Origin of the sequence: Pseudomonas peradeniyensis, assembly GCF_014268935.2 — a bacterium.
Classification (GTDB): Bacteria; Pseudomonadota; Gammaproteobacteria; order Pseudomonadales; family Pseudomonadaceae; genus Aquipseudomonas; species Aquipseudomonas peradeniyensis.
This window is the reverse complement of sequence record NZ_JABWRJ020000002.1, coordinates 707,242-719,969: the sequence shown is the minus strand read 5'-3', so window position 1 is coordinate 719,969 and position 12,728 is coordinate 707,242. Positions and strand designations below refer to the sequence as shown.

The window sequence follows — 12,728 nt, the reverse complement described above, 5'->3', positions numbered from 1 at the left end:
ATGCGCCTGATCGACACCCACACCCACCTCGACTTCCCCGATTTCGACGCCGACCGCCCGCGCCTGCTGGCCAACGCGGCGGCGCGCGGGGTGGAGCGCATGGTGGTGCTGGGGGTGTACCAGGACAACTTCCAGCGGGTCTGGGACCTGGCCTGCGCCAACGAGGGCGTGTACGCGGCGCTGGGGCTGCACCCGATCTACCTCGAGCAGCACCGTCCCGAACACCTCGCGCAACTGCGCGACTGGCTGGAACGCCTGCGCGGCGATCCACGGCTGTGTGCGGTGGGTGAGTTTGGCCTGGATTTCTACCTGCCCGAGCTGGACCCGACGCGCCAGCAGGCGTTGTTCGAGGCCCAGCTGCAATTGGCCTGCGACTTCGAGCTGCCGTCGCTGTTGCACGTACGCCGCAGCCACGCCCAGGTGATCGCCACGCTCAAGCGCTACAAGCCGGCGCGGGCGGGGATCATCCATGCCTTTGCCGGCAGCTACGAAGAGGCGCGGGAGTACATCAAACTCGGCTTCAAACTGGGACTCGGCGGCGCCGGCACCTGGCCCCAGGCGTTGCGCCTGCGCAAGACCCTGCCAAGGCTGGCGCTGGACAGCGTGGTGCTGGAGACCGACGCGCCGGACATGGCGCCGGCGATGTTCCCGGGGCAGCGCAACAGCCCAGAATATTTACCAGAAATTGCACAGGCACTGGCTGAAGTTATCGGCGTTGATGTCGAGCAATTGGCCGAGGCCAGCAGCCACAACGCCTGCGCACTATTTGGCTGGTAACCACCGCTGTTCAAGCCTGCCCGTTGGCAACATCCAGAAGCCACTCTCCTGTTTCCGGTACCTCGGCCTACCCAATAGATTGATGCACTAAATGCGCTTGAGTGCACCTCGCTCAGGCAAGGCTTTGTGCTGATCAACAGGAAACCAAAGTTGCCAATGGACAGCCTGGATTTGATGCCTCCACGCCTGAACACCCACAGCGATCTGGGACAAGCCCTGATTTCCATGTTCAAGTCAGTAGAGGCGGAACTGGCGCAAGAGCAAGCCGGGCCAGGTGCATTAAAAATCATCATCTTCGGTGGGTGTGCCGTCCATCTCTACACACATCATCGCGTTTCCATGGATGTCGATGGCGAATGTTACGAGACCAGCCTTGCCGGGCACTTCGACCTTCAAGCTCTGCTTGCCGAGGTGCCCCAGGCTTTTTTCGACGTCCAGTCCGGACGAGTGCTGGAACTGCACTACGACCTGCATTACACCACCACTTTCGGGCCGATCCACGAAGACTACCTGGATCGCAGCCTGCCATTGGCAGAGTTCCCGGAAAACTCCCCCTTGCATGTTCGTATCGCAGCTCCGGTCGACATCGCCATATCGAAGCTGGCCAGGGCGACCGAACAGGATCTGAGCGACATTCACGCGCTGTTCCGGTCTGGCCTGATCCTGACCACTGAGCTACGGCGGCTGGCACTGGAGGCAATCGATGTGTATGTTGGTTCCAAGGAGCCACCGACTACCGTATTGACCCATCTCTTGCACGACTTCCTGGAGCCCGAAGATGGCGAAGCGTCTTGACGACAACCTCTTCACATCCGCCTTGAACAAACTTGCCAGGTTCCCCCTGAGTCAAGCGGATGACTCTACCCTTGTCTGTGTGGCACAGGCTGTCTGGTATTCGGATGTCGACCTGGTCGGCGCTGCCCGAGTATTTCTTAGCCGCCACCCCGATGAGCTTCAGGTCCGTCGAGTGGGTTACTTGCTGGAAAAGTTGACGCGTTTTTCCTGTGCGTCAGTTCACCGAGTCATGGATACCCGCCATGCACTTGAGCTGTTTCCCCACGCCATGCCCATTGCCCAGCCACCGAGTGCTGTACGCAAGCGTCGTGATGAATTGGCAGCATCCTGGGGACTTGATGAAGGGCTCGGTTTGAAAGCGCAAGCCCTGCTGCCTTACCAGACCCGTCATTACGAAGCCCGCCAATCCTGCCCCTGAGACAGCCCAAACGAAACACCGACTTGCGTCGGTTCTTCAATGCCGCCGCAGGTGCTAGTGTCCTGTCTCGGAAATAAGCTGTTCACTTTTGGCGGCGTCTTGGGCGCCCGGCCGGCGTTGCCACTCCTCGCCATAGCCCTGCTATGACTCGTCGCGGCGCCTTGCCCGAACACCCAAGCCACTCGCCAAAAGAGAACGTATTTCCGAGGCAGGACACTAGACCCGAAACGCCCCGATCAACCGCTTGAGCTCCACCACCTGCGCCGACAACGCCCGGCTGGCGTCCTCGGTCTGGCAGGCGCCCTCGGTGGTGTCCTGCGCCGCGCGGTTGATCGCCACGATGTTCTGGTCGATGTCGTGGGCCACGGCGGTCTGCTGCTCGACAGCGGCGGCGATCTGCTGGTTCTGCTCGACGATCCCGCCCACCGCGCCGAGGATGTTGCCCAGGGCCTGTTGCACCTGGCGCGCCTCGTCCACGGTCCCGGCGGCCATCTGGTGGCTGCTGCCCATCACCCGCACCGCCGCGCCCACGCCTTCGCGCAGGCGCTGGATCATCTGCGCGATCTCTTCGGTGGAGTCCTGGGTGCGCCTGGCCAGGGTCCGCACTTCGTCGGCGACCACGGCGAAGCCCCTGCCCTGCTCGCCGGCCCGGGCTGCCTCGATGGCGGCGTTGAGGGCCAGCAGGTTGGTCTGCTCGGCGATGCTGCGGATCACTTCCAGCACCCGGCCGATGGCTTGGCTGTCGCCTGCCAGTTGGTTCACCGCCGCCACGCTCTGGTCGATCTCGCCGGCCAGGCGGGCGATGCTGCCCTGCTGGCTTTCCACCAGATCGCGGCCCGAGGCGCTCTCGTGGTTGACCCGCTGCGCGCCTTCGGCGGCCAGGGCGGCGCTGCGAGCGACCTCCTGCGCGGTGGCACTCATCTGGTTCATGGCCGTGGCCACCTGCTCGATCTGCTCGCGCTGGCCACTGACTGCCTGGTTGCTGCGGCTCGACACCGACAGCACCTGCCCGGCTTGCTCCTCGACCGTGGTCACGGTCTTGCCGACCTGCTCGATCAGCCCGCGGATACGCCGCACCGTCTCGTTGAAGCCACGCCCCAGTTCGCCCAGTTCGTCCTGGCTGTTGGCCTTGAAGCTGATGGTCATGTCGCCGGCGGCGACCTTGTCCATGGCGTTGCCCAGGTTGCCGAGGGTTTCCCGGGTGGAGACGTAGAAGCCGCCGTAGAGGTAGACGATCAGCGCGAACACCGTGGCCAGGGCCGCGACCAGCGCGATCGTGCGCAGGCGGTGCTCGCCCAGGCGCTCTTCCAGTTGGCCGTGCAGGTGGGCGAGGACAGCGTCGTTGAAGCGGTAGGTCTGCGCCATCAGGTCGCTGGTCTGCTGGTAGAAGCCGGCCCAGGGCGCATCCAGGGTCTCGGCCACCACCACCTGGTCCTCGAACAGGGTCGCGGCCTGCTTGACCGTGGACTGGCTGGCCTCGGCGTCGCTGTTCAGCGCGGCCTTGAGCCCGGCATCGCTGGCCAGGACGTCGTCGAGACGGATGGCATAGTCGGCGGACAGCCGCTCCAGGCGCTGCAGCAAGTCTTCGAAGCGCGCGCTGCCCGAGGAATCCATGAAACCGCGACCGAGGGCCACCGCGCCCATCGCCCGGCCTTCGCCCAGGGCCTGGGTGACCTGCGCCGTGGCGTTGCCGACCAGTTCGCTCAGCTGGCGCACCGAGGCCTGGCTGTCCTGGTTCAAGCCCGACTGGCTGGCGACCAGCTTGCCCAGCACCTGGGCCTGGGCCAGCAGCTTGTCGAACAGTGCCGCCTTATTCTGCAGCGAGCTTTCGTCGCGGGCGCGGGCAAAGGCCTCGGCCAGCTCGGCACGCTTGGCCTCAAGCGCAGGGTCACTGCCCTTGAGGCCGTCGAGCCGGGCCTGGACCTTGTCCTGCAAGCCGGCAATGCGGCTTTCCACATCGCCAGCCTGGCCCGACTGGCCCAGCACGGCGTTGATCTGCAGCAGGTTGCCCAGGGTCTCCAGGTCGCCGCGCAGGGCCAGGCTCTCGGACAGCGGCGCCAGCCCCTGGAGTTCGCCGCGGGTGGCCTGCAGCTGGTTGTAGGCGTCGCGGACCAGGTAAAAACTGGTGACCAGCATAGGCAGGAAGAACAGGACGCTGATCAGGCTGAACTTCATGCCGAAGCTCAGCCGGTTCATCAGTGCGATGGCCGGATAGAGCAGACGCTTCACAGGTCACCTCCTTGAATTCTTGTTGTTCTGCGGGGTAGCACAAGGCCATCTAGGGCCAGTGGCTTTGTATAGCGCAGATTGGAATCAAGGTTTGTAACTTATGGTTAAGCAAGCAACGCGTTGATGAACGGCTCAGACCAGCACGGTCCACAGGGCGAAGCAGGCATACCACAACACGGCGCAACGCAGCAGCAGCTCCCACAGGCTGTCCAGGCGCTCCAGGCCACGCTGGCGGTCCTCCTCTTCGGGAATGTCGTCGGCCACCCGACCGACCTTGGCCACCAGGTGCCCGGCGCTGACGTGCCAGTCGAGCAGCTCGTGCAACATCACCCGGGTCACCGCGACGAAGTTGCCGACCAGGGCGAAGCTCACCGTCATCACCCGCACCGGCAGCCAGTCCATGGCATGGCGCAATTGCCCGGCCAGGGTCTGCAGCGCCGGCTGGCGGCTGTGGTCCATGGTCAGCGCCAGCAGGCGGTAGGCCAGCGCTGCCCCCGGGCCGAGCAGGAAGTACCAGAAGATCACCGCGAAGAAGCTCTGGTAGGCCTGCCACAGCAGATGGCCCTGGACCCGCTTGATCAGGCTCTGGGCATCGTCGGCGGCCAGCCCCAGGTCGCGTTCGGCCACATGCAGCGCGGCCTGGTCGTCACCGCGGCGCCAGGCATCGCGAAACGGCCCGAGCGCCGCCTTCACATCGCCGCGGCCGAGGCTGTAGACCAGCACCAGCAGGTGCACCGGCAACGCCAGCAGGCCGTAGGCCACCGGTTCCAGCACATGCAGCAGCAGCGCGAGCAGCGCCACCGGCGCCAGGACCAGGATGCCCAGCGTCCACCAGGGATGGACCTTGCCGCTGCGCTCCAGGCGCACCAGCTCGCCCAGGTAGAAGCCGTCGCGCTGCAACCGCTGGCGCAGGGCCGAGAACTTCTCGACCCACAGCGCCAGCACCAACACCAGAAAACTCATGCCTTGTCCTCGTTGCGTTGCAGCGCGGCCCGGTAGCGCGACCAGTCGAAGGCCGGCCCCGGATCGGTCTTGCGCTGCGGGGCGATATCGCTGTGGCCACAGATGCGCTGAGCGTCGATCACAGGCCATGCCGCGCGGATCTCGCGGGTCAGCCGCTCCAGGGTGGCGTACTGGGCATCGGTGTAGGGCAGCTCGTCAGTGCCTTCCAGTTCGATGCCGATGGAAAAATCGTTGCAGCCCTCGCGCTCGCCGAAGCGCGACACGCCGGCATGCCAGGCGCGGTCGAGCAACGAGACGAACTGGGTCACCGCGCCATCGCGCTCGACGAACAGATGCGCCGAGACGGTCAGGTGGTTGATGGTGGCGAAATAAGGGTGCTCGTTCGGGTCCAGGCGGTTCTGGAAGAACTGCTGCACCTTGCCGGTGCCGAAGCAGGCCGGTGGCAGGCTGATGTTGTGGATGACCAGCAGCGCGATGGCCTCGCCGTCGGGGCGGGCGTTAAAGTTCGGCGAGGGGCAGTGGCTGACGCCGGTGAACCAGCCGGTCGCACGGTCCAATTGCATGGTGCAGATCCTGAAATGACGCCCGAGACAGGTACCCAGTATGCCGTGGCCGGCAGGCGCTTGCATGTAAATGATTGTGTAGGAAAATTCAGCGTTAGGGTTTGTACGAAAAGTAGCCGAGCGACGATCAGGCAAGGCGAAAACAGGCGAGGAAGCGGAGTTTACGGGTTGTAAATGAGCATTCCGAGCCTGTTTTCAACGCAGCATGATCGTCGCGCAGGCACTTTTCGTACAAAGCCTACTGCGCCTGCTGCCCGCGCAGTTGCTCCAAAACCGCTTCCAGCGCCCGCTCGAACAGCAGGCCGTCGTCCAGCAGGCGCACCTCGCCACGGCGCAGCGCCAGGGCCAGGCCCATGCGGTTCCATTCGCGCACCTTCATGCCGGTGCGGTTGGTGAAGACCAGGCGATCATTGCTGTCGATGCGCGCCACCAGCTTGCAGCGCAGCGGCTCGTCGTCGTCCATCACTTCGACCCAGTTGCCGACCTGCAGGCGCTGCACCTGGCGCAATGCCGGCTCCTGGTCATCGAGCGGCAGGCCAGGGGCAAGGGCGGACTCGTCGCTGACCGCCAGCACGATAGCCTCCTCCAGCCACACTTCATCCAATGCGGCGTCCGGCTCCGGCGTGCCACCGCAGGCACGCAGGTGCAGTTTCTCCAGTTGCAGGAAGAAATCACGCGTGGCGGCGGAGTCCAGCGCCACCCCCGCCAGGCCGTCGCGTAGCGCCTTGAGCAGGCCCGGCACCTGCTCCAGCAGGCGCTGTGGCTCACGGTACGGGGCAATGCTGACCAGCAGGTCGTCCACTGTCGCCAGGGCGTCGGCCCAGGCCGCCGAGGCCTCGCCCTGCTTCAGCCAGGCCAGCAGCAGCACCTGGCTCCAGGACTGCACCAGCATCTGCACCACCACCTGCGGCAGCACCCGGCCATGCAGGCGGTCGTTCAACTCCTGCTGCACCCGCTGGCGGGCCTGCAGGGTACGGGCACGGCCCTCCTCGGCATCGCGGGTGCGCTGCTCGAGCAGTTCGTTGCGCCGGCGCTCGTCCTGGCTGAAGGCGAGAAACTCATCGAGCAGCTCGTTGAACACCGCGCAGTCGTCGGAAAAGTCATTGAGCAGGCGCTGGACGATACGCTCGACCCGCAAGTGCAGGCTGTCGCGCAGCCCCTCGGCATCGCTCTCCCAGCCGATGGCCACGGCGGCGATCTCGTTGAGCAGGCGGCGCGCCGGGTGGCTGCCACGGCTGAACATGCCCTTGTCGACCAGCGCGACCTTGAGCACCGGGATATGCAGGCGGGCAATCAGCGCCCGCAGGCTGGCCGGCAGGTTGTCGTCGCCCTGGATGTAGGCGAACAGCAGGTCGACCAGGTTGATCGTGTCCTCGTCGTCGGTGGCGATCCGCCGCCGCGTGCCGCTGCGCACACTGACCCGCAGCAACAACTGCTCCAGCTGCAGGCCGAGGTTGAAGTCATCCGGCTCGCCGGGGGTCGGCACATAGTGCTGCAGGTGGGTGAGCAGGCGCAGCAGGTCGCCGGTGCTGGTCGGCTGCGCGGATCCGGCCGCCTGCAGTCGCGGCGCGACACGTCCGCGCACCGGCGCCAGCAGCGCCTGCACCGAGGCGAAGAAGGCCTGGCCGGCGGAGTCGGACAAACTACCCAGCGCCGGGCTGGCCGGGACACGCCGGGCGATGCTGCGCCGGTCCTCGGCGCGGCGCCGCGGGGCGGGCATCAGCTCCGGCAGCACACCGGCGCTGGCGAGCAACTGGCTGGCCTCGCCGTAGAGCAGGTCGAGGTCGCGCAGCACGTAGCGCTCGAACAGCTTGAGCAGCACCATCTTGACGCTGGCGCCGACCCCGAGGTTGCGCCCAGCGTCGAGGAAATAGCCACACAGGTTGCCGGGGCCCAGGGGGTTGCTTGCGCTGGCCAGCGGCAACTCCAGCAGCGTGGTGAAGCGCAGGTTCAACTGCTCAAGCAGGAAACCGTCGCGGGACAGCACCCGGTCGACCATGGCCTGCACGGCTACCGAGCGCTCCAGCGACGGCTTGTCCTGTGTCTGCGCCCTGACCAGGGACTCGAGCCCGTCACCCTGACCGATGCGGGCGAAGGCCTCGTAGAAAGTATCGAGGAAACCCCGCTCGATGCTCTTGCGCTTGAGGCGCAGGTCACGCATGGCTTCGAAATACAGGTTCTGGTCGAGGCGGCCGCTGGCCTTGTCGGCCATTTCGAACAGGGTGTCGTCGGCATTGTCGAACAGTGCCTGCAAGCCCTGGCGCAATTGCAACGCGGCCTTGTCGCGCACCTGCAGGAGCAGCACGGGAAGGCATGGCGAGGGCGCGCGCGCACCCCGGTCGATGGCAGCCGCCAGGGGCACCACCTTGCCTTCATCATGCATCCCGAACTCCTTGCTGGATGTTACGTTGTTCGACTGGAATGGAATCGTCAAAGCTATGACGCCAAATACTGGGCGCTATTATCAGTGAAAACACTGATAGCTACCAGCACGCCTTTCGCACGCCTCAACTGACAGTGCGTACGCAAGAATGCTCAAACCGCCTGACCAAAGGTCATCGGCCCGGCAGCTGTACACGAAGCCCCCCTGCCCTATAATCGCCGGCACCTAGCTTGTGGAGCCGACCATGCCGAACCTACGCCTCGCCGACCTGACTGCCGAAATCGAAGCCAACGTGCGCCGCGCGCTGCTCGAGGACATCGGCAGCGGCGACATCACCGCCCAGCTGATCCCGGCCGAGCGCCTGGCCAAGGCGACCATCATCACCCGCGAGGACTGCGTGATCGCCGGCACCGCCTGGGTCGATACGGTATTCCGCCAGCTCGACCCACGGGTGGCGGTGCACTGGCAGGTGGCCGACGGCGAGCGGGCCACGGCCAACCAGGTGCTGTTCCACCTCGAAGGCCCGGCGCGCTCGCTGCTCAGCGGCGAGCGCACGGCGCTGAACTTCCTGCAGATGCTTTCGGGCGTGGCCACCCGCGCGCGCTTCCTGGCCGACCTGGTGGAAGGCACCCAGGTGCGTCTGCTCGACACCCGCAAGACCCTGCCCGGCCTGCGTCTGGCGCAGAAGTACGCGGTCACCTGCGGCGGCTGCCACAACCACCGCATCGGCCTGTACGACGCTTTCCTGATCAAGGAAAACCATATCGCCGCCAGCGGTGGCGTGGCCGAGGCCGTGGCGGCGGCGCACCGCATCGCTCCGGGCAAGCCGGTGGAGATCGAGGTGGAAAGCCTGGACGAACTGCGCCAGGCGCTGGCGGCCGGGGCCGATATCGTCATGCTCGACGAGCTGACCCTGGACGAGATGCGCGAAGCGGTGCGCATCACCGCCGGCAAGGCCAAGCTGGAGGCCAGCGGCGGCGTCAACGAGACCACCCTGCGGGTGATCGCCGAGACCGGCGTGGACTACATCTCGATCGGCGCGATGACCAAGGATGTGAAGGCGGTGGACCTGTCGATGCGACTGAGCCTGTGAGCTGAAACGCGGGTACAAAAAAACCGGCCAGATGGCCGGTTTTTTTATGCGGGGCTGGCCCGCAAAGGCTGGATCAGTGCGCGGCGTTGGCCAGGCCGTCCAGGTAGCGTTCGACGTCCAGGGCCGCCATGCAGCCGGCGCCGGCCGAGGTGATGGCCTGGCGGTAGACGTGGTCGGCCACGTCGCCGGCGGCGAACACGCCCTCGACGTTGGTGGCGGTGGCGTTGCCTTCACGGCCGCCGTGGACCACCAGGTAGCCGTCCTTCAGGGTCAGCTGGCCTTCGAACAGCGAGGTGTTCGGGGTGTGGCCGATGGCGATGAACACACCGTCGACCTTGATTTCGTCGAAGCTACCGTCGTTGTTCTTCAGGCGCGCACCGGTCACGCCCATGTTGTCACCCAGCACTTCGTCCAGGGTGGCGTTGAGCTTGAGCTCGATCTTGCCTTCGGCGACACGGGCGTGCAGCTTGTCGATCAGGATCTTCTCGGCGCGGAAGGTGTCGCGGCGGTGCACCAGGGTCACCTTGCTGGCGATGTTGGCCAGGTACAGTGCTTCTTCCACGGCGGTGTTGCCGCCACCGACCACGGCGACCGGCTTGTTGCGGTAGAAGAAACCGTCGCAGGTGGCGCAGGCCGACACGCCCTTGCCCATGAAGGTCTCTTCCGACGGCAGGCCAAGGTAGCGGGCGCTGGCGCCGGTGGCGACGATCAGCGCGTCGCAGGTGTAGGTGCCGCTGTCACCGCGCAGGGTGAACGGCTTGTTGGCCAGGTCGACGGCGTTGATGTGGTCGAAGACGATCTCGGTCTCGAAGCGCTCGGCGTGCTCCTGCATGCGCTGCATCAGGGCCGGGCCGGTCAAGCCGTGGGGGTCGCCCGGCCAGTTGTCGACTTCGGTGGTGGTGGTCAGCTGGCCGCCGGCCTGCATGCCGGTGATCAGCAGCGGCTTGAGGTTGGCGCGGGCGGCGTATACCGCGGCGCTGTAACCGGCAGGGCCGGAACCGAGAATGATGACGCGCGAATGACGTACTTCAGACATGTCGAACTCCTGTCGAGCGGGCCGCACGGGTCCAGCATCTAGGTGCCGGTTGCGCCAGCTGGAATTAAAAGGGACCCACGCAGCACTTGGGGAAGGCTACAACGCGTTGGTCCAAAACCGAAAAAGTTGAGCGCACTGTAGCGAGGCCGCAGAGATTAAGGAAATATCCTTCGACAATCCACCTTATAGACAGTCTCTATCCGGCAGCCATTGTGCCAATGCTTTGTTACACGCCGTTTCCCAGAGGCGCGGTGCCTTTCGTCGGCGCGCCAAACTCGGTAAGGTCAGCGCGTTTTCCTCAAGCGGAGCATTCCGATGCAAGCCCCCGTCCTGTCCGGCCCCCAGTACCTGCGCGAGGGCCTGAAACTGGTCCTGAGCCCGAACCTGCGCCTGTTCGTGCTGCTGCCCCTGGCAGTCAACCTGCTGCTGTTCGGCGGCCTGATCTACTTCGCCGGCCATCAGTTCAGCCTGTGGGTCGATGCGCTGATGCCCACCCTGCCCGACTGGCTGAGCTTTCTCACCTACATCCTGTGGCCACTGTTCGTCGCCCTGGTGCTGTTGATGGTGTTTTTCACCTTCACCTTGCTGGCCAACGTCATCGCCGCGCCGTTCAACGGTTTCCTGGCGGAAAAGGTCGAGGTGGTGGTGCGCGGCCAGGACACCTTCCCGCCGTTCAGCTGGGCCGAGCTGGTGGCCATGGTGCCACGCACCCTAAGCCGCGAGATGCGCAAGCTGGGCTACTTCCTGCCGCGGGCCATCGGCCTGTTCATCCTCTCGTTCATCCCGGTGGTGAACGTGATCGCCGCGCCGCTGTGGCTGGTGTTCGGTATCTGGATGATGGCCATCCAGTACATCGACTACCCGGCGGACAACAACAAGATGAGCTGGCAGGACATGCTCGCCTGGCTGCGCCAGAAGCGCTGGCAGTCGATGGGCTTTGGCGGGATCACCTACCTGGCGCTGATGATCCCGGGGGTCAACGTGCTGATGATGCCGGCGGCGGTGGCCGGGGCGACGCTGTTCTGGGTGCGTGAGCGCACCTGAATGAAACCATCGCGGGGCAAGCCCGCTCCCACGCATTCCGCGTGGGAGAGGGCTTGCCCCGCGATGGCTTAAGCTCGGTCAGTGGCTCAACTGGCTGGAAAACTGCCCCACCGCATCCACCACCTTCTTCGCCCCTTCCTGGATCTCGACGATCACCCCGCCGGTATCGGCGGCCAGGGCCAGGCCCTGCTCGGCCTGACGCTTGCTGGTGTCGATGATGTCCACCGCGGCCTGGGCCAACTGTTCGTTCTGCTGCACCACCTTGGCGATCTCCTCGGTGGCGCTGCTGGTGCGCGAGGCCAGCTGGCGCACTTCGTCGGCGACCACGGCAAAGCCGCGCCCCTGCTCGCCGGCGCGGGCGGCCTCGATGGCGGCGTTGAGCGCCAGCAGGTTGGTCTGCCCGGCGATGTCGCTGATGGTCTTGATGATCGCGCCGATCACCTTCGACTGCTTGTCCAGCGCCTGGATGCCATCGGCGGCGTCCTGCATCGAGCCTTCCAAACCACGCATCACCTCGACGGTCTGGGTCACCACATCGGTGGCCTTGCGCGCGCTGTCGTCGGTCTCCAGCGAGGTGGTGTAGGCGATGTCGGCGGCCTGGGCCACGGCCAGTTCCTGGTTGACCTGATCGGTGATCACGGTGGCGAACTTGACCACCTTGTACAGCACGTCATGGGCGTCGATGATCGGGTTGTACGAAGCCTCCAGCCAGACCACGCGGCCATGGGCGTCGATGCGTTTGAAACGCTCGGCGACGAACTCGCCACGGCGCAGCCGGTTCCAGAACTCCTGGTAGGCCGCCGAGTTGGCCTCCTCCGGCTCGCAGAATATGCGGTGGTACTTGCCGCGGACCTGCTCCAGGCTGTAGCCCATGGTCTGCAGGAAGCGGTCGTTGGCGGTCAGCACCTGGCCTTCGAGGTTGAACTCGATCACCGCGGTGGAGCGCATCAGCGCCTTGATCAGGCTCTCGTGCTCGCGGGAGGTCTCGATGGTGCGGGTCAGGTCGCTGGAGTGCAGGGAGAAGTACTTGATACGCCCCTGGCTGTCCTTGACCGGCTGCAGGATCGAACGTAGCCAGGCCTCGTCACCGTTGCCGCGCAGCAGACGGAAGGCGCCGTTGAGGTGCTCGCCACGGGTGATGGCGTGCTTCATGCGCTGGTAGAAATCGAGCTTCTTCACATGCGTCGGCACGATCTCTTCGATGTTGCGCCCGATCAGTTGCTCGGCGCGGTAGCCCATCTCGGCCTCGAAGTTGTTGTTTACCGACTCGATGCGCCCCTGGGGGTCGAGCTGGAGCACCAGCATCTCGCTGTCGAGGCTGTTCTTGACCTGCTCGATGGACATCAGCTCTTCGCGCAGTTGCTGGATTTCTTTCTTCAGTTTGCTGTTGAACATGGCCGCTCTCCCGGAGCGAATTCCTGTAGTCG

The 12,728-nt window shown here is 65.2% G+C and carries 10 protein-coding genes and 2 pseudogenes; 5 read left to right on the top strand and 7 right to left on the bottom strand.

Translation table 11 applies throughout. From position 1 onward, the window contains the following. The 3 genes from HU751_RS12795 to HU751_RS12785 all read left to right on the top strand — a co-directional run bounded on the left by HU751_RS12795 (position 1) and on the right by HU751_RS12785 (position 1,990). Entirely contained in the window at positions 1-777 is a 777-nt protein-coding gene (locus HU751_RS12795; protein ID WP_186733855.1) for a TatD family hydrolase, read from the top strand. Between the two features lie 156 nt (positions 778-933). Further along, complete coding sequence (locus HU751_RS12790; protein ID WP_186733856.1) at positions 934-1,572, top strand: DUF6036 family nucleotidyltransferase; 639 nt, start codon at positions 934-936, stop codon at positions 1,570-1,572. Beyond that, complete coding sequence (locus tag HU751_RS12785) at positions 1,556-1,990, top strand: hypothetical protein (protein WP_186733857.1); 435 nt, start codon at positions 1,556-1,558, stop codon at positions 1,988-1,990. The genes HU751_RS12790 and HU751_RS12785 overlap by 17 nt, the downstream gene beginning before the upstream one ends. Before the next feature lie 216 nt (positions 1,991-2,206). Here the strand turns inward: HU751_RS12785 and HU751_RS12780 are convergent, their stop codons facing one another. From HU751_RS12780 to HU751_RS12765, 4 genes are all read right to left on the bottom strand, one after another. Beyond that, positions 2,207-4,219, bottom strand: a complete 2,013-nt coding sequence (locus HU751_RS12780; protein WP_186733858.1) for a methyl-accepting chemotaxis protein — start codon at positions 4,217-4,219, stop codon at positions 2,207-2,209. A 132-nt stretch (positions 4,220-4,351) separates the two neighbouring features. Continuing rightward, positions 4,352-5,182 carry a regulatory signaling modulator protein AmpE gene (ampE, locus tag HU751_RS12775; protein ID WP_186733859.1) on the bottom strand — a complete coding sequence of 277 codons (831 nt, stop codon included), beginning with the start codon at positions 5,180-5,182 and terminating at the stop codon, positions 4,352-4,354. Continuing rightward, a complete protein-coding gene (gene ampD, locus HU751_RS12770; protein WP_186733860.1) occupies positions 5,179-5,745 on the bottom strand; it encodes a 1,6-anhydro-N-acetylmuramyl-L-alanine amidase AmpD in 567 nt (188 codons plus the stop codon). Before ampD ends, ampE begins: the two co-directional genes overlap by 4 nt. A gap of 238 nt (positions 5,746-5,983) precedes the next feature. Beyond that, positions 5,984-8,128, bottom strand: coding sequence for a DUF1631 domain-containing protein (locus HU751_RS12765; RefSeq protein ID WP_186733861.1), 2,145 nt, complete (start codon positions 8,126-8,128; stop codon positions 5,984-5,986). A gap of 244 nt (positions 8,129-8,372) precedes the next feature. On the opposite strand from HU751_RS12765, the gene nadC reads away from it, so the two are divergent. Further along, entirely contained in the window at positions 8,373-9,221 is an 849-nt protein-coding gene (nadC, locus tag HU751_RS12760) for a carboxylating nicotinate-nucleotide diphosphorylase (protein WP_186713196.1), read from the top strand. Between the two features lie 73 nt (positions 9,222-9,294). Here the strand turns inward: nadC and trxB are convergent, their stop codons facing one another. Further along, positions 9,295-10,257 (bottom strand): thioredoxin-disulfide reductase, encoded by a 963-nt coding sequence (trxB, locus tag HU751_RS12755; RefSeq protein WP_028689829.1) that lies wholly within the window; start codon positions 10,255-10,257, stop codon positions 9,295-9,297. Positions 10,258-10,572: 315 nt separating this feature from the next. Between trxB and cysZ the strand changes: the two genes are divergently transcribed. Next, complete coding sequence (gene cysZ / locus HU751_RS12750) at positions 10,573-11,301, top strand: sulfate transporter CysZ (RefSeq protein WP_186713195.1); 729 nt, start codon at positions 10,573-10,575, stop codon at positions 11,299-11,301. Between the two features lie 78 nt (positions 11,302-11,379). On the opposite strand, the pseudogene HU751_RS27320 reads toward cysZ, so the two are convergent. Together HU751_RS27320 and HU751_RS27315 are read right to left on the bottom strand one after the other, a co-directional pair. Further along, positions 11,380-11,802 (bottom strand): annotated as a pseudogene (locus HU751_RS27320) (methyl-accepting chemotaxis protein); the annotation flags it as partial. 171 nt (positions 11,803-11,973) lie between these two features. After that, positions 11,974-12,606, bottom strand: a pseudogene (locus HU751_RS27315) (PAS domain-containing protein); the annotation flags it as partial. Between the last annotated feature and the right edge of the window lie 122 nt (positions 12,607-12,728).

Coding starts and splice junctions, on each gene's coding strand:
- HU751_RS12795 (WP_186733855.1), top strand. CDS start 1: ATGCGCCTGATCGACACCCACACCCACCTCGACTTCCCCGATTTCGAC.
- HU751_RS12790 (WP_186733856.1), top strand. CDS start 934: ATGGACAGCCTGGATTTGATGCCTCCACGCCTGAACACCCACAGCGAT.
- HU751_RS12785 (WP_186733857.1), top strand. CDS start 1,556: ATGGCGAAGCGTCTTGACGACAACCTCTTCACATCCGCCTTGAACAAA.
- ampE (WP_186733859.1), bottom strand. CDS start 5,182: ATGAGTTTTCTGGTGTTGGTGCTGGCGCTGTGGGTCGAGAAGTTCTCG.
- ampD (WP_186733860.1), bottom strand. CDS start 5,745: ATGCAATTGGACCGTGCGACCGGCTGGTTCACCGGCGTCAGCCACTGC.
- HU751_RS12765 (WP_186733861.1), bottom strand. CDS start 8,128: ATGCATGATGAAGGCAAGGTGGTGCCCCTGGCGGCTGCCATCGACCGG.
- nadC (WP_186713196.1), top strand. CDS start 8,373: ATGCCGAACCTACGCCTCGCCGACCTGACTGCCGAAATCGAAGCCAAC.
- trxB (WP_028689829.1), bottom strand. CDS start 10,257: ATGTCTGAAGTACGTCATTCGCGCGTCATCATTCTCGGTTCCGGCCCT.
- cysZ (WP_186713195.1), top strand. CDS start 10,573: ATGCAAGCCCCCGTCCTGTCCGGCCCCCAGTACCTGCGCGAGGGCCTG.